The sequence below is a fragment of the Pseudomonas sp. 1L-E-NC-VB-C3 genome (assembly GCF_057291535.1).
In genome coordinates this window covers 210732-230344 of record NZ_JBXAWD010000002.1, presented here as the reverse complement: position 1 = coordinate 230344, position 19613 = coordinate 210732, and the positions used below count along the sequence as shown (strand labels likewise).

13 protein-coding genes are annotated in these 19613 nt (G+C 58.0%); 8 read left to right on the top strand and 5 right to left on the bottom strand.

Going from position 1 to position 19613, the window contains the following annotated elements; translation table 11 throughout:
• The first annotated feature begins 130 nt into the window (after positions 1-130).
• Both AC0Z5Z_RS04445 and AC0Z5Z_RS04440 read left to right on the top strand, forming a co-directional pair.
• Positions 131-1633, top strand: coding sequence for an ATPase domain-containing protein (locus tag AC0Z5Z_RS04445; RefSeq protein WP_056789781.1), 1503 nt, complete (start codon positions 131-133; stop codon positions 1631-1633).
• Positions 1630-3300, top strand: a complete 1671-nt coding sequence (locus tag AC0Z5Z_RS04440) for an ATP-binding protein (RefSeq protein ID WP_095180105.1) — start codon at positions 1630-1632, stop codon at positions 3298-3300. Before AC0Z5Z_RS04445 ends, AC0Z5Z_RS04440 begins: the two co-directional genes overlap by 4 nt.
• Before the next feature lie 34 nt (positions 3301-3334).
• Here the strand turns inward: AC0Z5Z_RS04440 and AC0Z5Z_RS04435 are convergent, their stop codons facing one another.
• The 5 genes from AC0Z5Z_RS04435 to AC0Z5Z_RS04415 are packed head-to-tail and all read right to left on the bottom strand — an operon-like array spanning position 3335 to position 9861.
• A complete protein-coding gene (locus AC0Z5Z_RS04435) occupies positions 3335-3712 on the bottom strand; it encodes a response regulator (protein ID WP_056789776.1) in 378 nt (125 codons plus the stop codon).
• A gap of 44 nt (positions 3713-3756) precedes the next feature.
• On the bottom strand, positions 3757-4971 hold the full coding sequence (locus AC0Z5Z_RS04430) for a hybrid sensor histidine kinase/response regulator (protein ID WP_252876375.1): 1215 nt from the start codon (positions 4969-4971) through the stop codon (positions 3757-3759).
• Positions 4965-5558 (bottom strand): chemotaxis protein CheB, encoded by a 594-nt coding sequence (locus tag AC0Z5Z_RS04425; protein WP_252876376.1) that lies wholly within the window; start codon positions 5556-5558, stop codon positions 4965-4967. The genes AC0Z5Z_RS04430 and AC0Z5Z_RS04425 overlap by 7 nt, the downstream gene beginning before the upstream one ends.
• Positions 5555-6388, bottom strand: coding sequence for a CheR family methyltransferase (locus tag AC0Z5Z_RS04420; RefSeq protein WP_016774863.1), 834 nt, complete (start codon positions 6386-6388; stop codon positions 5555-5557). Before AC0Z5Z_RS04420 ends, AC0Z5Z_RS04425 begins: the two co-directional genes overlap by 4 nt.
• Complete coding sequence (locus tag AC0Z5Z_RS04415) at positions 6388-9861, bottom strand: response regulator (protein WP_485610747.1); 3474 nt, start codon at positions 9859-9861, stop codon at positions 6388-6390. The genes AC0Z5Z_RS04420 and AC0Z5Z_RS04415 overlap by 1 nt, the downstream gene beginning before the upstream one ends.
• A 265-nt stretch (positions 9862-10126) precedes the next feature.
• Between AC0Z5Z_RS04415 and AC0Z5Z_RS04410 the strand changes: the two genes are divergently transcribed.
• The 6 genes from AC0Z5Z_RS04410 to AC0Z5Z_RS04385 all read left to right on the top strand — a co-directional run bounded on the left by AC0Z5Z_RS04410 (position 10127) and on the right by AC0Z5Z_RS04385 (position 19600).
• Entirely contained in the window at positions 10127-10486 is a 360-nt protein-coding gene (locus AC0Z5Z_RS04410) for a response regulator (RefSeq protein WP_095180108.1), read from the top strand.
• A 606-nt stretch (positions 10487-11092) separates the two neighbouring features.
• Complete coding sequence (locus AC0Z5Z_RS04405; protein ID WP_485610746.1) at positions 11093-14581, top strand: hypothetical protein; 3489 nt, start codon at positions 11093-11095, stop codon at positions 14579-14581.
• A 96-nt stretch (positions 14582-14677) separates the two neighbouring features.
• Entirely contained in the window at positions 14678-15982 is a 1305-nt protein-coding gene (locus tag AC0Z5Z_RS04400; protein WP_476249476.1) for a glycosyltransferase, read from the top strand.
• 107 nt (positions 15983-16089) lie between these two features.
• Positions 16090-16953, top strand: coding sequence for a PI-PLC domain-containing protein (locus AC0Z5Z_RS04395; RefSeq protein WP_485610745.1), 864 nt, complete (start codon positions 16090-16092; stop codon positions 16951-16953).
• A gap of 88 nt (positions 16954-17041) precedes the next feature.
• A complete protein-coding gene (locus AC0Z5Z_RS04390; RefSeq protein ID WP_056789758.1) occupies positions 17042-17947 on the top strand; it encodes an AraC family transcriptional regulator in 906 nt (301 codons plus the stop codon).
• A gap of 342 nt (positions 17948-18289) precedes the next feature.
• A complete protein-coding gene (locus AC0Z5Z_RS04385; RefSeq protein WP_056789755.1) occupies positions 18290-19600 on the top strand; it encodes an ABC transporter substrate-binding protein in 1311 nt (436 codons plus the stop codon).
• Positions 19601-19613 lie beyond the last annotated feature (13 nt).

Genomic DNA, 19613 nt, shown 5'->3' with positions numbered 1-19613 from the left:
CAGTCAGGGCGGACTCAATTGGCCGCCCGTCCAAGAAAAAGCGGAACCGTGAACACGCCGTGAGGTCAAGTTACTCAGGCGGCTCACTCTAGCCAGCCGCCGGATTACCCTAGTCATAAGAGGGCGTTTTTTGACTACATCAAACGAGTTGATCAGTGCAAAGGCCGCCGTCGGCATTGTAGGCCTGGATGACATCCTTGCCGGTGGCTTGTCTCGCGGCCATGTGTTTTTGCTCGAGGGGGAACCCGGGACCGGCAAAACCACCGTGGCGTTGCATTTCCTGCGCGCCGGTGCGCTGGCCGGGGAACGCTGCCTGTACATCACTCTCTCGGAAACCGAGAAAGAACTGCGTCAAGGTGCGCTCTCCCACGGTTGGGAGCTGAACGAAAACATCAAGATCTTCGAGCTGACACCGCCGGAAAGCCTGCTCAATGCCGAGCACCAGCAAAGTCTGCTGTATTCCTCGGACCTTGAACTGGGTGAGGCGACCAGGCAGATTTTCGAAGTGGTCGAACGCTTCAAACCGACCCGCGTAGTGCTCGACAGTCTCTCGGAGATCCGTCTGCTGGCGCAGAGCTCGTTGCGCTATCGTCGGCAGATTCTGGCGATCAAGCATTACTTCGTGCGCTACGACGCCACCGTCCTGCTGCTCGACGACCTGACCACCGAGTCCCTCGACAAGACCGTGCACAGTGTCGCCCACGGCGTGATTCGTCTTGAAGAGCTGACGCCAAGCTACGGCGCTGAGCGTCGGCGCGTTCGAGTGGTCAAGTATCGCGGGCAGAAATACCGTGGCGGTTTCCACGACTTCACCATCATGGGCGACGGCGTCCATGTTTTTCCACGCTTGGTAGCGGCGGAGCATCGCGGCGACTACCCACGTCTGCAGCTGTCCAGCGGCATCCCGCAAATGGACGCCCTGCTCGGCGGCGGCATCGAAACCGGCTCCAGCACGCTGATTCTCGGCCCGGCCGGTACCGGTAAATCGCTGATCTCAATGATCTTCGCCGCCGCAGCGGTGGCTCGAGGCGAAAAAGCCGCGCTGTTCATTTTCGATGAAGAGCTGGGCCTGTTGTTCGAACGCATGCGTCATCTCGGTATCGACCTCAAAGCCTTGCAGGCCACCGGTAATCTGCTGATCGAACAAGTAGACGCCGCCGAATTGTCTCCCGGCGAGTTGTCCCATCGCGTGCGGCGTTGCGTCGATGAGCTGGGTATCAAAACCGTGGTGATCGACAGCATCAACGGCTATCAAGCGGCGATGCCGGAAGAAAACGCGCTGGTGCTGCACATGCACGAGCTGTTGCTGTACCTGAACCGCAAAGGCGCGGCGACTTTCATGACGGTCGCCCAGCACGGTCTGGTGGGCGATATGCAGGCGCCGGTCGATATCACTTACCTGGCCGACACGGTGATTCTGTTGCGCTACTTCGAAGCCCTCGGCAAAGTCCGCCGGGCGATCTCGATTATCAAGAAACGTACCGGCAACCACGAGTCGACCATCCGTGAATACCGGATCTCCTCGCATGGCATGACCATCGGCCAACCGCTGGAATCCTTCCAGGGCGTGCTGCGTGGCGTGCCGACCTACATGGGAGCGAGCAATCCATTGCTTGAGGATGAAAGCTTGTGACGGTCAACACGCCGTTGGCCGAGCGGGTGCTGGTGCTGGCGCCCATGGGTCGCGACAGCCAGATCGCGTTGATGATCCTCAACGAAGCCGGCTACGGCGGCATGGTGGCGCCGAATCTCGGCGCTTTATGCACCGAGCTGGAGGTCGGTGCCGGACTGCTGCTGATTGCTGCTGAAGCGCTGCGCGGACCTGAACTGGAAGGGCTAATCGCCTACCTTGACCAGCAGCCCGCGTGGTCGGACATGCCAATTGTCCTGCTGACTCATCATGGCGGCGATGAACAAGGCCCTCCGTCGCGCCTCAGTACCCTGCTCGGCAACGTGACGTTTCTCGAGCGCCCCTTCCATCCCGCGACGCTGGTCAGCCTGGTCTCCGCCGCCCTGCGTGGGCGACGACGACAATATGAAGCGCGCGATCGGCTGATCGACCTGAGTGAAAGCGAACGACGCCTGCAATCGACCCTGGAAACCCTCGAGCAGCAAGTCGAAGAACGCACCGCACAACTTCGCCACAACGAAGAAGCCCTGCGCCAATCGCAGAAAATGGAAGCGGTCGGCCAACTCACTGGCGGCATCGCTCACGACTTCAACAACATGCTCACTGGCATCATCGGCAGTCTTGAATTGCTGCGTCGACGTCTGGCCCGAGGCCGCACGGAAGACCTCGACAGCCTGATCGATCTAGGCGTGACCTCCGCCAACCGCGCCGCCGGCCTGACTCACCGCTTGTTGGCGTTCTCGCGCCGGCAATCCCTCGACCCGAAAGCCGTGCAGATGAACACGCTGGTGCTGTCGATGGGCGAGCTGCTGCAACGCAGCCTCAATGAAAGCATTCATCTGGAAATGCGCCTGGACGACAACCTCTGGGTTGCCGAGGCCGATCCCAATCAACTCGAGAGCGCCCTGCTCAACCTGGTCATCAATGCCCGCGATGCGATGCCCGAGGGCGGCAAACTGGTGGTGGAAACCAGCAATCAGGTCCTGCATAGCGACTTCACCGCCGCTTACAGCAATCTGGAGCCGGGCGATTACGTGATGCTCAGCGTCACTGACAACGGTAGCGGCATGCCGCAGAGTGTGGTCAGCCGTGCGTTCGATCCGTTTTTTACCACCAAGCCGATCGGCCAGGGCACCGGCCTCGGGCTGTCGATGATCTATGGCTTCAGCAAGCAGTCGCGCGGGCATGTGTCGATCGACAGTGAAATCGATGAAGGCACCACGGTAAAACTCTATCTGCCGCGTTTCCGGGGTGAGGAAGTAGAAATTCCCGTCTCGGATTCGCAGCAGGCTCCGTATGCGATGGATGGCGAAACCGTACTCATCGTTGAAGACGACCCTGCGGTGCGCGTATTGGTCAGCGCCGTGCTCAGTGAGTTGGGTTATGCGTTCGTCGAGGCCGGTGATGCCGACGGCGCCATGCCGATTCTAAATTCGACGCAACGTATTGATTTGCTCATCAGTGACGTTGGTCTGCCGGGGATGAACGGTCGTCAACTGGCGGAGGTTGGTCGGCAATATCGCCCAGGTCTGAAAGTGTTGTTCATCACCGGTTATGCCGAGCACGCGGCGGTGCGCGGTGGCTTCCTCGACTCGGGAATGCAGATGATCACCAAGCCATTCACCTTTGATCTGCTCACCGCCAAGGTGCGGGAGATGATCAATAGCTGAATCGATAGGAGCTGCCGACGGCAGCTCCTACATATCAGGCCAGCAATTCCTGAATCTTTTCCTGCAACACATCCAGATCAAACGGTTTTTCCAGAATCGGTGCGCTGTTGGTAATCGGGCTGCCGGTCTCACGGATTTCCTGCGGATAGCCGCTGATGAAAATCACTTTGAGGTCCGGTCGCAATTTCACCGCCGGATCGGCAATCTGCACGCCGGAGATCCCGCCCGGCAGGCGGAAATCGGTAATCAGTATGTCGAGATGAGGTTTGCTGGCGAGGATCTCGAAAGCCTGCTCGCCATTTTCCGCTTGCAACACGCGATAGCCCTGCCCCGACAGGTAATCCGTCAGGACCATCAAGATAACCGGTTCGTCTTCGACGACGAGTACTACATCTTGCGCATCTACGCTCATGGGAAGCCTTTGTTCGGTCAATAGCTGCTGATACGACCGTGTGGTCACTCAGAGGTTGCGTCGGATATGCCGTTTTCCTGGATTGGCAGACAAACGCGAAACAGGGCGCCCTCGTTGATTTCACTCTCGACGACGATGGAGCCGCCATGGGCGGCGACGATCTGCTCGGAAATGAACAGACCAAGCCCGAGCCCGGCCACCACCGTCTTGGCGGACACCCGTTCGAACTGCTGAAAAATACGCTTCTGGTTCTCGGCGCTGATGCCGATGCCGTGGTCTTGTACCTCGACCCGGGCCTCGTCATCTTCGCGATAGACGCGCACCTGAATCGGGCTGCGACCACCGTAACGCAAGGCATTGGTCAGCAGATTGGACACCACTTGCTCGATGCGGAACTCGTCCCAGCAACCTTCTACCGGCGCCGATGCCTCGAAGGAAACGCTGGTTTCTGCCGCTTCCATTTGCGAGGCAAAATTCTGCAGGAGATTGCTGACCAGTTGCACCAGATCGAAACGACTCGGTCGGATCGACAGTTTGCCGGTGCGGATTCGCGAGACATCGAGCATGTCTTCGATCAGGCGAATCAGGCTTTTGATCTGCCGCTCATCGCGGTCGACCATCGCCTGCATCTTGTCGAGAGTGAACGCTGCGGCGTTGTCTCGCGCCAGATGCATTTTACGCAACTGGGTTTCGAGAATCAGGCCATTGAGCGGCGTACGCACCTCGTGGGCGACGATGGACATGAAGTCATCACGCATGCGCACCGCTTGCTCCAGCTCCAGCTGGGTGCTTTGCAGCTGTTGCAGCAGCGCTTCCTGCTCACGCCGGGCCTGCTCCAACGCCTCGACCTGCTGCTTCATCGCTTTGCTCTGGCGATACAGATCGACGAAAACGTTGACCTTGCTCTTCACCGCATGGATATCCAGCGGCTTGTGCAGGAAGTCCACCGCACCGCTTTCATAGCCTTTGAACGCGTAGTTGAGTTCTCGGCCGGCAGCGCTGACAAAGATGATCGGGATGTTCTTGGTCTTCTCTGTACCGCGCATCAGCTCGGCGAGTTCGAAGCCGTTCATGCCGGGCATCTGCACGTCGAGAATGGCCATGGCGAATTCGTGCTGCAGCAACAGCGACAGTGCTTCGTCCGCCGACAGAGCCTTGTAGACCGTGCGATCCTCGCGCTTGATCAGCGCTTCCAGCGCCAGCAGGTTTTCTGGCAGATCGTCAACGATCAACAGTTTGGCTTGGATATTACTCAGCATGCGATTCGTTCCAGCTCGACTAGCAGACGGCCGATGCCGTGAATGGGTAGGACATGATCCGGCTGCAGAACGTTCAGTGCAGCCTGGGGCATGGTGGCGACTTGTGCATCCTCGGGGTCTTGAACAATGGTCAGGCCGGCGCCACGCTTGACGTAAGCGAGCCCGCGCGCGCCATCGTGATTGGCGCCGGTCAGCAGGACAGCGGCGAGTGTCTCGCCGTAAACGTCAGCGGCGGATTCAAACAGGTAATCAATAGACGGCCGCGAATGATGTACGCGGTCCTCCAGGCTCAGTGACAAGCTGCGATCCGCTTCGACCGACAAGTGATAACCGGGCGTGGCGAAATACACCGTGCCGGCTTCAATGTCCTGCTTGTCTTCGGCTTCTCTGACCGGCATCGCCAGGCGCCGGGAGAACACTTCGGCCAGATGACTGCGGCGTTCTTCCGGCAGATGCAGAACGATGATGATCGGCAGCACATAGCCTTTGCGCAATGGCCCGAGCAGGGTCAGCAACGCCTCGACACCGCCTGCGGAGGCGCCGATCACGACAGCCTCGATGCGAGGCAGGCTCGGGGTGTCGTTCATGATTTGCGGTAGATCCGTTCTTGTTTGACCAACGCCTCGAACTGATTCGAATAGTTGGAAAAATCCAGGGTTTCCTTGCTGCCCAACACCAGAAAGCCGCGATGCGACAGTGATTCATGGAACAGCCCGAATGCCCGGTCCTGCAGCTTCTTGTTGAAGTAGATCAGCACATTGCGGCAGGAAATCAACTGGGTTTCGGAGAACACGCTATCGGTGGCCAGGCTGTGGTCGGCGAACGTCACGTTCTCGCACAGGCTCTTGTCGAAAATCGCGTAGCCATAGGCTGCGGTGTAGTAATCGGCAAACGAACGCTGGCCGCCGGCCTGCTGGTAATTGGCGGTGTAGGCGCGGACGTTTTCCATGGAGAAAATCCCTTGCTTGGCCTTCTCCAGCGAGCGCGGGTTGATGTCGGTGGCATAGATGATCGTGCGGTCGAGCAGGCCTTCTTCGCGCAGCAGAATCGCCATCGAATAGACCTCCTCGCCCGTGCTGCAGCCGGCAATCCAGATTTTCAGCGACGGATAGGTGCGCAGCAGCGGCACCACTTCGTTGCGGATCGCCAGGAAGTGCGACGGATCGCGGAACATCTCGCTGACCGGGATCGTCAGCAGTTGCAGCAGCTGCATGAACGCCGTCGGGTCGTGCAGGACTTTCTCTTGCAGGGCCGAGATGGTCGCGCACTCGAACTGACTCAGCGCGTGCTGCACCCGGCGCTTGATCGAAGCGCCGGAGTAGTCGCGAAAGTCATAGCTGTACTTCAGGTAAATCGCCTCGATCAACAAGCGTAATTCGATTTCGCTGTTGCGCTCGGCTGAACTGCTGCGTTCCACTAGATGCGTTCCATTTTCGGTAACCACACACGTATCAGCGAGAACAGACGATCAAGGTCGATGGGCTTGGCCAGGTAATCGTTGGCGCCCGCTTGCAGGCAGCGCTCCTGATCGTCCTTCATGGCCTTGGCCGTTACCGCGATGATTGGCAACTTGCGCCAGCGCGGATCCTTGCGGATTTCCATGGTGGCTTCGAAGCCATCCATTTCCGGCATCATCACGTCCATCAGCACCAGATCGATGTCCTCGACTTCATGAAGTTTCTCAATCGCTTCGCGGCCATTACGGCCGATCACCACGACTGCGCCTTTGTGTTCCAGTGCACTGGTCAGGGCGAAGATGTTGCGCACATCGTCGTCCACCAGCAGCACTTTGCGACCTTCAAAGACCTTGTCGCGGCTGCGCGCGGTCTTGAGCATCTTCTGCCGTTCATGGGACAGCTGCGATTCGACTTTGTGCAGAAAGAGTGTGACCTCGTCGAGCAACCGCTCCGGGGAGCGCGCGCCCTTGATGATGATCGAGCGTGAATACTTGCGCAGCTCGGCCTCTTCATCGCGAGTCAGGTTGCGGCCGGTGTAGACAATGACCGGCGGGAACGAGCAGATGTCCTCGGTGGACATGCGCTTGAGCAGATCGTTGCCGAGCATGTCCGGCAGCTTGAGGTCGATGACCATGCAGTCGTAGATGGTCGTGCGCAGCAATTCCAGTGCATCCTGGGCCAGGCCGACGGCAGTGATTTCAATGTCTTCATCGCCAATCAGCCGCGCGATGCTTTCGCGTTGCAGATCGTCGTCTTCGACCAGCAGCACGCGCTTGACCTTCTGCGTCAGCTTGGCTTCCAGACGAGCGAAGACGTCCTTGAGCTCTTCGCGGGTGGTCGGCTTCACGGCGTAGCCGATGGCGCCCATGTGCATGGCAGCCTCGACGCGGTCTTCCACGGAAATCACGTGCACCGGAATGTGCCGGGTTTCGGCGCGTTCTTTCAGACGTTGCAGCACAGTCAGACCAGAGTGATCCGGCAGGCGCATGTCGAGCAGGATCGCATCCGGCACGAATTCGCGGGCCAGGTCGTAACCCTCGTCGGCGCCGTGGGCGACCAGACACATGTAACCCAACTCATGGGCCAGGTCATAGAGGATACGGGCGAAGTTCGGCTCGTCCTCCACCACCAGAATGCAGCGGGTGGCGAACGGCGCCTTGTCGCGATCGTCGGCGAAGCGCGGGATGACAGCCGGAATCGCTGACGCCACCGGTGCCGCAACGGCCGTTGGTGTAGCCACAGCAGGCGCTGCATGAAAGGTCAGCGGCGCGGCCGGCGTATCACCGAATTCGTGATACTGACGCGGCAACAGCAGCGTGAACGTGCTGCCCTGCCCCGGTACGCTGTCGACGCTGATCGAGCCGCCCAGCAACGTTGCCAGATCCCGCGAGATTGAAAGGCCCAGGCCGGTACCGCCGTACTTGCGGTTGGTGGTGCCATCCGCCTGACGGAACGCTTCGAAAATACTTTCTTGCTGATCGGCAGCGATACCGATCCCGGAATCCTTGACGCTGAAAGCGATGTGATCATTCGGCTGCGCGGTGATACTCAGGCTGACGGCGCCGTGCTCGGTGAACTTGATTGCGTTGGACAGCAGGTTCTTGATCACCTGCTCCAGCCGCTGCCGGTCGGTGAACAGTAAGCCGGGAGCGTCCGGCTGGACCTCGACAGTGAAAGCAAGGTGCTTGTCGGCAGCAAGCGGTTCGAACATCGAGCGCAAGCCATCGACCAGACGATCGACGCGGGTGTTTTCGGCAATCACTTCAAGCTTGCCGGCCTCGACCTTGGAAATGTCGAGGATGTCGTTGATCAGGTTGAGCAGATCGTTGCCGGCCGAATAGATCGATTCGGCAAACTTGACCTGTTCCGCCGACAGATTCTGCTGCGGGTTTTCCGCCAGCAGCTTGGCCAGAATCAGCGAACTGTTGAGCGGCGTGCGCAGTTCGTGGGACATGTTGGCGAGGAATTCGGACTTGTACTTGCTCGAGCGTTGCAGCTCTTCGGCACGCTCTTCGAGTTGAATCTGCGCCTGATTCAACTCGGTGTTTTTCTTGTCCATCGCATCGCGCTGTTCGGCGAGCTGCTCGTTGGTCTGCTCCAGCTCCACTTGCTGGGTTTCCAGATGCGCCTGGGATTCCTTGAGAATCCGCGACTGTTCTTCCAGCTCTTCGTTGGCGGTCTTCAGCTCTTCCTGCTGCACTTGCAGCTCTTCATTGAGCTGCTGGGTTTCGGCGAGCACTTCCTGCAAGCGTTGACGGTAACGCGCCGCTTCGATCGAGGTGCCGATGTTGCCGGCAATCAGCTCCAGCAGCTCGATGTCGCGCTCGGACAGCGGACGCAGGAAACCCAGTTCGATCACGCCATTGACGCGGTCATCATCACTGGTAGGCACCACCAGCACACTGTGCGGCAGGCCTGCGCCGAGGCCGGAGCTGACTTTGAAATAGTCGCCAGGGACCGCGTCGAGACGGATCAGGCGTGCTTGTTCTGCGACTTGGCCAACGATGCCTTCGCCGCTGTAAATCGTTTGATTCAGTTCTTCCTGCTCGCGGGAGAAGCCATAAGTCGCCACACGCTTGAGGCCGCCATGTTCTTCGCGCACATAAAGCGCAGCGACGGCTGTGCCGAGGTATTGCGCGCAGAATTGCAGAATGTTGCGCCCCAGCAGGTTCAGCGTCAGTTGCCCCAACACCTGCTCGGCCAATTGTGTCTGGCCGTTGCGCAGCCACGCCTGCTTCTCCAGGCGTTCAGCGCTGGCCAGCTGCGCGGCGAGGTTGGCGCTGTAATTGGTCGACAGGTTGAGCAGATCACGGCGGCCGATGTAGGCCAGCAAACCGCTGATCCCGACGATGAAGATCAGATAAAGAGTGATGCTCCAGATGGTGGTGCGACGCACATCCTCGTTGCGCGTGGCGCGCAGCACTTGCTCGGTCTCGATGACGTCCTCGAATTGCTTGCGGATTTCATCTGTCAGGCGCTTGCCCCGCCCGGCCTTGACCGCGCCTCGATAATCACCGCTGCTGCGCTGCAGATCGATCATCGATTGCGCGTAGTTGGCCCATTCCACCTGCAAGGCTTGCAAACGGCGCAAGCGATCGGTCTGCACCGGATTATCGGCGGTCAGCTCCAGCAACGTATTGAGAGCGACGTCGATACGCGGCTTGGCAACTTCGTACGGGTCGAGAAAGTGCTCATCACCGCTAAGCAGATAGCCGCGCATGCCGGTTTCGAGATCGACAGTGAGTTTCACCGCCTCATTGGCGTTATTGATCACCCGGTCGGTATGCTCGACCCACTGGATGACGGACAGCAAATAGGTGATCAGTGAGACGAAAAACACCGCACTGAGCACGCCGACGCCCAGCGGCAGGCTGACGTTGCGACTCAGAAGTTTGCGGAACCGTTGTTCATCAACCGAGGACGGAGAGGACATGGGGCAGCCTTGTCGAACTGTTGAAAACCCGAGAGTTTGCCCCAAAACCCCGCCATGGATCCATTTTTCTCACACAAATGATGGCATTTTCCTACGCACACCTGCGCATTGGACGACGCCAACGGTTATCCTTGCCGCACCACACTGACCTGTTCTTTTTTGTATCAGCTCGGGAACTTGTGGCTATGCGCCACTTACTCATGCAAGAGTCCGGCAAATTCGCTTGCCCGGTATCCCCCGATTTCATTTTTCTGAGAGTCCTGCCATGTCTGCCACTCCATCCACTATCCTGGTCGTAGAAGACGACTCCATCGTGCGCATGCTTATCGTCGATGTGCTGGAGGAGCTGGAATACACGGTATTGGAGGCTGATGACGGCAACGCGGCACTCGAAATCCTTGCGGATCCTGGCAAAGCCATCGATTTGATGATGACCGACTACGGCCTGCCTGGCATGAATGGCCGCGAACTCTCTCAAAAGGCCCGCCAGCTGCGCCCTGCTCTGCCCATCCTGTTCGCCAGCGGCTATGCCGAGAGTCTCGAAGTACCCGATGGCATGCATGTCATCGGCAAGCCCTTCTCCATCGATCAATTGCGCGACAAAGTTAAAGGCATTCTGAAATAAACCTGATAAATGCCCGTCGCAGATGCAACTTGTCACATCCGAAAATAATCAGCAACTAACTAACACTGCCATTGCTTAACCTGCCAGCTCTATCCTGAATCATCTTTGGCCGCGTTAATAAATAACGAAATACAGCCAGGGAACTTTCGATACTCATTCAGGATAGAGCCCATGCAGTTCATTTCTTCTGACGTGCCTGCCGCCGTCGATTGCTCCGCTTCCGACAAACAGGAACGCGCGCTTATTGTTCAGTTACTTGTTGAAGCCCTTAAGGCAACTGAGTTTGAAGTCTCGGCCGACAGTTACTCGGCAAGCGCCTCGCTGCCGGTCGCCACTGTATTCAATGTGCAAGATCGCTTCATCCCCCGGGTCATCGGCAGCAGTTTTGACGAACGCTGTGAACCAGCACGCAATGCCTTGAAAAATTTAATTGCAACCCCGGAGTTTGCGCAGCTGTTACGCAACCATTCTTTTTCAGCTGATATTCAACTAGCAGTGGATGCCAACGCCGGGGTTCTCGTTGTTTATGATTCAGAGTTCGAATCTCATCGTTTCAGTATTGCACTGGATAATGCTGAAGTTTCGGTGTTTTCCGAAGAACTCGATATGCTCGCCGATTTGGCGAAGAACATCGGCGGCGTCGTTTATTCCGGCCAAGTGATTGGCATAGTGCAATGGTTGAAGTTCAACGGTTATGACGTGCCGACGAACATTGCCGAAACCCGGGCACTGATTGAATGGCTGGCCTTCGAACTGCCCGAGCCACCCGCCTTGGGCGACTACCACGAATTGCTCCACGCCGATGAGTCGTCACCGTTTCATCTATCGATAGCGGACCGCAAAGTCATAACCCAGACAGTGCATGAGCTGACCCAAGGTGCGACAAGCCTGTTGCAGGTACTGGCGTTCGCCAACTTCAACCTGATTCCGGCACAGGACATACGCGACAACGCGGACAAGTTCCTGCACAACTTCCTGAGGCGAAAAACCGCTCGCGCCCTGGGAGAAACCCTGCATGCACGCCTTGGCTGGCATCTGGAAGCCAATAACGCGGACGTGCGCGAACGCCAGGTCAATGAGTTAGTCATCGCTGCGCTGATCATCGACATGCAATTGCGCTCCGATCAGCCTCTTGTCGCCGGCTATGACTTCTATCAACCGGCGAATTCCACACTCAGCGCTGCCGAAGTACGCGTCCTGTTCGAACAGCATCTGGTTGATCTGGGCCTGAGCGAAGCGCACAACGCGCCACTGGCAGCGCATCTATTGATCGCGGGTGCAGCACCGGAGTTGCTGATCGACCAGATCCCGCCCGGGCTCACGCTGGACAAGCCAGGCTGGGTAACTGCGCGCCAGAGCGCTGCCGTGGTCGAGCACGCCGCACCTGGCAGCTCGCGTGCAATGACGTTTGCACAACTCAAGGCGTTTTCCGAGCTGACCCCGGTTTCCGGTGAGCTCGACAAGTTGTACGAAGCGGCGGCGATCCCGGCGGTGGTGGACTGGGCGGTACTCAACGGAGTCATCCCTTACCGCAGCGACAAAGACTACGACAAGACCACGGTGATCAAGGCCAGCGCGTATTTCTCGCGTTACATGGAGGCTCTGGCCCAGTCTGAAACAGGCTTGTCCACCGCGCCACCGGACCGGCGCAAAATCGCTCTGCGTGCGCTGGAGCAAGTGATGCCCGCCGGCGCCTATCTCGAACAGCCGGCCTTCGAAATAAAGTACCTGGACAGTTTCGGCGAACGTAGCTGGCTCGAAGGGTTGAAGGCTGCGCATCCGGCGGGAATTCTCACCGAGTTCTGGAATTTCCTCGCCAGCGCCACTGACAACAACCAATACGCGATCAACGGCCTGTTGCGCCTACGCCTGTCGATTCTCGATCTGTATCTTTCCGGCGATCTGGTTGAAGACGGGCAACTTTCGGACAAATTCAAGACCCGCGACAACTTCCACCCCCCGGCCGATGCCTTCACCCGCCTGGCCGAACTGCAATCGCCGTCGCAACTGTTTGACCAGGCGTTTGATCGTTACTACCGGAACGTGCGCGAGGGTCTATCGTCCCTGATCAAAATGGCGATCACGCAGATGCCAGAGCATGATCGTCAGGCCTTGACCAGCGGCCAAATGACCTTCTACACCGTCAGGAAGGAAGTCAATCCACTGAATACGCAGCAAGAAACGCAAATCCAGCGAGATGAGGCCAATGGGCGTTACGGGATTATTCTTTGCTGCGACAACGGTGATCGGCTGCGCGCTTACGAACTGTTCACGCTGCGCGGCGTTTGCTACGAGCGTCCGGATCTGGCGCTCAAGCTGCAAGACACCGGTCTCATTCATCAACGGCCGACCCTTTCATACACTGGCAGCAAGTACGATTTTCAGGACAAGAACAAAGCCAGCGAGTGGCCCCTCGATTACGCCGCCTACCGCGAAGGCAGCGAACCACGCCAGGGCATGACTTCAAAAGTAGTGGTGGAGAAGCTCTGGCAGTTGCAACTGCAAGAGACTGATGTGCGCGCGGTTCCGCTGTTCTTTTCTGCGCAACTGGATGAGATCGCCCAATGCGTACTGGACAATCATCCTGTCGCCCGCCGCGAAGAGTTGTATGCCGCACTGGATGTGCGCAACGGCCTGGAAGAATGGCGCGACACCAGGGAGATCGTCGAGAACCTGGCAATCAATGTCATCGTGCCGTTCAAACAGTGCATTGAAGACATTCGTTCCGGACGCACCGACCGTGTCGCCGAAGGCATTGGTGGCTGCATTCTGGATGGCCTGTCGGTCATCGGCCTGCTGGTCGGTCTTGGCGCGTCGGCAGCGAGCATCATCGCCAAGACAGGGTCGACCACCCTAAAACTGCTGAAAGTCGCCAAAGCCGTGGCCCGAGCGGCCGTGTCGCTGATCAACCCGCTCGACGGATTGCCCACCCTCGCCCGCAAAGGTTTTCGTCTGGTCAAACGCGGCGTGGTCTTTGCCGGTGAAACCGCGCTCGACACCGCGCACACCGCCAGCGTGCAATTGAAAAGGTTGATCCATGGCGTCGAGAGTCGGGACTGGCTCAGGCTCTCCCACACCGGCGATGTGCGTCAGGCGACCTGGCGAGGCGCCGACGCGCTTGGCGAGGCGATCGACATCGCAGTGCTGGAACGCAACCAGGACTGGCACGCGCTGAGCATCCGCACCGGCGGTGCCTGGGGCCCGCGCCTGAAACTGCTCGACCTGGGTAACTTCGCCCCGTTGAAGCGCCTGTTCGGCCGCTTCAAGCCATTCAGTTACACCCGCGGTTATCTGAAAAAAGCCATTCCCCGCGCCCGGACCAAGCTGGACAACTCCATCAACGCGCTGTCGCAACCGTCTTCCAACGACGACATTCGCGCGGTGCTCAAGCATGTGTTCGGTAACGATTCCGATGAAGTGGCACAGCACGTGTCGAAACATCTCAGCGCGATGCGCAAGGATCTCGAGTCGATCAGTTTCAGCAATGTGACGTTCCGCCCGCATCAACCCGGCGTGATCGCCTCGCTTTCGCCACCGGCCTATAAGCGTTGGCAGACAGCGCTGCGCACCGGCGAAAAAATCGATGAGTCCGCAGGCCGGTTTCTGTCGATCTACCCGGACAATCTCGATGAGTTTTACAAGTTGTCGCGCTACGACGACGGCAGCGTCGCCGACGTGCTGATTCACGAAATGTCCCACGGTGGCCCGGACACCCTCGACCTGTACTACGGCAAGGTCTACCCGGAGTTGCATCAGGCGGAGTTCGATGCGGTCGGACTGCTGGAGCTGGCTCGGGACGCGCGCAAGGCGCATCCGGACAACCTGATCAATCCACATCACGCTCTGGCGCACCGACCGGGATTCGTCGAGTTCAACCAGGTAAAAACCAGTCTGCCGAAACTGGTCCAGGACCATCCGGCGCTGGCCAACGCTGAGTCATACATGCTTGCGGTATCGCTGCTCGATCAAGCACAAACGCGTCCGGCCATATTGAGCTTCAATGTGAAGACCATCGACGATGCCGTGCGCAACACCGCTGCAGGCAAGTTTCTACAAGGGCCGCTGCTGCTCAACCTCGCCAAACCGGTCATTTAAACGCTGAAACGGCTGGTCGGTGGACAGGGTGCATTTCAATCACTTCGCTGTGGTTTAATTGCGCCCTTTTTTCTTCCATGGGTCAGAGGATCAGTCGTGAGCCATTCGCGTACCACCAAAGTTCTGGTCATCGGCTACGTCTGGCCAGAACCGCGCTCATCGGCGGCCAGCGGGCATGTCATGCAGATCCTCGAGACATTTCTCGATCAGGGATGGGACATCACGTTCAGCAGCCCGGCCGGCCCGGGTGAACACAAAGCTGATCTGACGGCGCTGGGCATTCGCGAAGTATCGATCGAGCTCAACAACAGCAGTTTCGACGTGTTCATCAGCGAGTTGGCGCCGGATATCGTGCTGTTCGATCAGTTCATGATGGAAGAACAGTTTGGCTGGCGGGTGGAGAAACACTGCCCGGGCGCCCTGCGCCTCCTGGAAACTTCCGACCTGCAAAGCCTGCGGCATGCGCGTCATCAGCGCCTGAAGGACCGGCTGAAAAGCAACGACGAGCAGACTGATTTCACCGGGCTGTTTGCACCGGCATTGCACGAAGAATTCCAGCTGATGGCCGGCACCGATCTGGCCAAACGGGAAATCGCTGCGCTGTATCGGTGCGACTTGAACCTGATGATTTCCGAAGTCGAGATCGACCTGCTGGTGGAGGAATTTGGCCTGCCTCGGCAAATCCTGCATTGGTGTCCGTTGATGATTGATCTTCCGGACACCGCCCCGCCAGGTTTCGAAGAGCGGGAGCATTTCCTCAGCATTGGCAACTTCCGTCACGCGCCGAACTGGGATGCCGTGCTCTGGATGAAGACCGCCCTCTGGCCGCTGATCCGCGCGCGCTTGCCTCGCGCGCAACTGCATATCTATGGCGCCTATACACCGCCCAAAGCCACCGCACTGCACAATCCGGCCCAAGGCTTTCACATCATGGACTGGGCCGAAGATGCACTTGAAGTGATGTCGGCAGCACGAGTCTGCCTTGCGCCATTGCGCTTCGGCGCGGGAATCAAGGGCAAACTGCTCGATGCCATGCTCTGTGGCACGCCGAGTGTGACCACACCGATCGGCGCCGAAGCCATGCACGGCGAAGCTCCGTGGCCGGGAGCCGTCGCCCTCGACGCAAACACCTTTGCCGAACAGGCGGTGCAACTGTACGAAAATCCGGCGCGCTGGCAGCAGGCGCAGATTCAGGCTTCGGCACTTTTGCAGCAGCGTTATCAGCGCAGCGTACATGGCCCGCGTCTGATCAACCGGATAGATGATTGCCGACAACACTTGGCACAACTTAGAAACGACAACTTCACCGGCGCCATGTTGCGACATCACACACTCAAAAGCACTCAATACATGGCTCAATGGATCGAAGCCAAAAACCAATCGAGCCCAACAGAGCGCTGATTACATCAATTACATGACTTGCATTAAAAGCCAACTTTCGCAATAACACGAACATGCTTATAAACATCCTGCGCGCAACTTACTAACCACTTCGCAGGATGTGCAACATGGAAAACTTCGACGATATACCAACCCATCAATGGATGGCTTATTCACCACAAATCGATAATCTTTCGTTATTTGAAATGACCCTGCCCGGCGCGCATAACGCCGGTTGTGACTGGGAAGCGTCTTACGCCCTTATTCCCGGGAAAAACTGGCTTGCCTGCCAGGACGTTTCCTTTTATTCGCAGTTGAATCGCGGCGCTCGCGCACTTGATGTACGCCTTGTTTACAACAGCAAGGCGAAACAACTGGCGAGATTCCGTTTTCACCACAATGAATTCAACTCTTCGCGAACGCTTGAAGACCTGATCAGGGACCTTAAGGGGTTTTATGAAAGAAGCCCGAATGAGTTTATCATTCTGGACTTTCATGAACTTTCCAGCGCTACAGATCCATTCAACCATGAGGAATTCAAAACAGCTTTGCTGGAGCACCTTGGGGAACGGATCATTCCCACCGACAATCTGCATCTGACAATTGGCCAACTCAAAGCCATCAATCCATTGCAACGCATTATGGTGGCCGCGCCGATGACCTGGGAAAGCGAAGACTTTCGTTTCTACAGACCAATCAATCACAAGTGGATCGGCAAATCACAGGTCAGCACCTCGGATCTTTATGGCTACATAGACAACGTACTGAGCACACCTGTCAGTACGCTTCGCCCATGGTCGCTGTCGGCAACCAGTTACACACTCGGCGGCCCACAGCGGATCCTCGACAGTCTGGACGAGTGGTTCGACCCGGAAAAATCCGATTGGGCGCGCAAGTGCAACATTATCAATTTCGACTTCATCAAAAATTCCAACATCGTGCGTTTCTGCCAAATGGCCAACCTGCAAAAGGCACGCGACAAGCTCAGCTGAGCGGTCACCACGGACGGCCGGTCGTAAGTGGCACAAATGGCAAAAAACGAGGCATGATCGCGCAGCGATAATAAAAAAGTGCCCTGTCATGACCCGAACCGCTCGCGTGACCGACCCTTCCTACGAGTTGATGGACGACCATAACGGTTTGTCCATCATCTACCGCCAGCACGGCTTCCCCTGCCCGCTGGTGCGCTGGCATTTCCACAAGGAGTACGAGCTGCACCTGATCGTGGCCAGCTCCGGCAAGGTGTTCATCGGCGATTACATCGGCAACTTCTATCCAGAGACTTTGTTTTTGACCGGTCCCAACCTGCCGCACAACTGGATCAGCCAGGTCGCCGAGGATGAAGTGGTGGAGAAGCGCGACATGCTGGTCAACTTCACCGACGAATTGTTCGAGAGCGGGCACCAGGTGTTCGCTGAGCTGAAATCCCTGGCGCCACTGCTTGAGCGTGCGCAGTACGGCATCGAATTTCGTTGCAAGCGCACGATCCGTCAGGCCATGACACTGATGCAGCGGATCGCCGACAGCACCGGCATCACTCGCCTCGGGCATTTTTTCATCCTGATGGAATTGCTCGCGGCCAGTGATGACTTCCAGTTGTTGTCCGGCGCCACCACGCCGCAACTGGCCGACGAACACAACATCGACCGCACCAACCGCGCGGTCGACTACATCTTCAGCCACTACGCGCGGGACATCTCACTGGAAGAAGTGGCCGAACACCTGGGTATGACGCCGACCTATTTCAGCCGGGTATTCAAGCAGGCCACCGGGCGCAACTTCATCGAATTCGTCAATCGCCTGCGCATCAGCAAATCCTGTGAGCTGCTGGCCGATGGTGACAAACCGGTGACCGAGGTGTGCTTCGAGTCGGGCTTCAACAATATTTCCAACTTCAATCGACGCTTCCAGCAACTCAAGGGCATGACGCCGTCGCACTATCGACGGCTGGCGGTGCAGCGGCTGACTGAACAGAACCATCTCTGACGACACGCCACCTGTGGGAGCGAGCCTGCTCGCGAAAGCGGTCTGTCTGTGAAAAATCCTGTGGCTGACACACCATCTTCGCGAGCAGGCTCGCTCCCACAAAAAACCGTGCCCCGGCTGGCGAAATCTGTACGCATTCGCTAACGCCCCCTCGCGCAAAACCCCTTCCCTGCGTTCCCCCGCCCAAACCCCAGTGCAAAAAAGTATCGACAAAAGTGCTAGGGATGATTTGTCAGCTCCGCCGTGGAAGGCTGTAATCAGCGCAGATTCTTCCTGCATTCGGAAGACACAAAAACAATAACTGTCCTTCTGCCCCGTCGGGTGTCAGAAAAGGAGTGCACGATGCAACCCACTGCAAAAGCTCTGCTCGCTCTCACCTGCATGACCCTCAGCAGCGTCAGCCTTGGCGCCCAGACCCTGACCATCGCCACCGTCAACAACAGCGACATGATCCGCATGCAGAAACTCTCGAAAACCTTCGAGAGCGAGCATCCGGACATCAAGCTCAATTGGGTGGTGCTGGAAGAAAACGTCCTGCGTCAGCGCCTGACCACCGACATCGCCACTCAGGGCGGCCAGTTCGACGTGTTGACCATCGGCATGTACGAAGCCGCACTCTGGGGCGGCAAGGGTTGGCTGGAGCCGATGAAGGACCTGCCGGCCAGTTACGCACTCGACGATGTCTTTCCGTCGGTGCGCGAAGGCCTGTCGGTGAAGGGTTCGCTGTATGCGCTGCCGTTTTACGCGGAGAGTTCGATCACCTATTACCGCACCGACCTGTTCAAGGAAGCCGGGCTGACCATGCCGGAGCGTCCGACCTGGGAAGAGATCGCCGGGTTTGCCGAAAAGCTCACCCACAAAGACAAAGAGCAGTACGGTATCTGCTTGCGCGGCAAGGCTGGTTGGGGCGAGAACATGGCGCTGGTCACCACGGTCGCCAATGCTTATGGCGCGCGCTGGTTCGATGAGCAGTGGAAACCGGAATTCAGCGGCCCGGAGTGGAAAAACGCGCTGAATTTCTACGTCAACACCATGAAGAAATCCGGCCCGCCAGGCGCATCGAGCAACGGTTTCAACGAAAATCTCGCCCTGTTCAACAGCGGCAAATGTGCGATCTGGGTCGACGCCAGCGTCGCCGGCTCGTTTGTCACCGACAAGACCCAGAGCAAGGTCGCCGATCACGTCGGTTTCACTTTCGCTCCGCATCAAGTCACGGATAAAGGCTCGGCGTGGCTGTATTCGTGGGCGCTGGCGATTCCGACCAGCTCCAAGGCCAAGGACGCAGCAAAAACCTTCAGCGCCTGGGCCACGTCCAAAGAGTACGGCGAACTGGTTGCCAAGACCGATGGCATCGCTAACGTGCCGCCGGGCACCCGCGCTTCGACCTACAGCGATGCTTACATGAGCGCCGCGCCGTTTGCCAAAGTGACGCTGGAATCGCTGAAAGCCGCTGACCCGAGCAAACCGACGCTGAAACCGGTGCCGTACATTGGTATTCAACTAGTGACCATTCCTGAATTCCAGGCAGTCGGCACCCAGGTCGGCAAGCTGTTCTCGGCAGCGCTGATCGGCCAGACCACGGTGGATCAGGCGCTGGCGGCGGCGCAGCAGACCACGGAACGCGAGATGAAGCGCGCGGGTTATCCCAAGTAAGCGCTGAATGCCT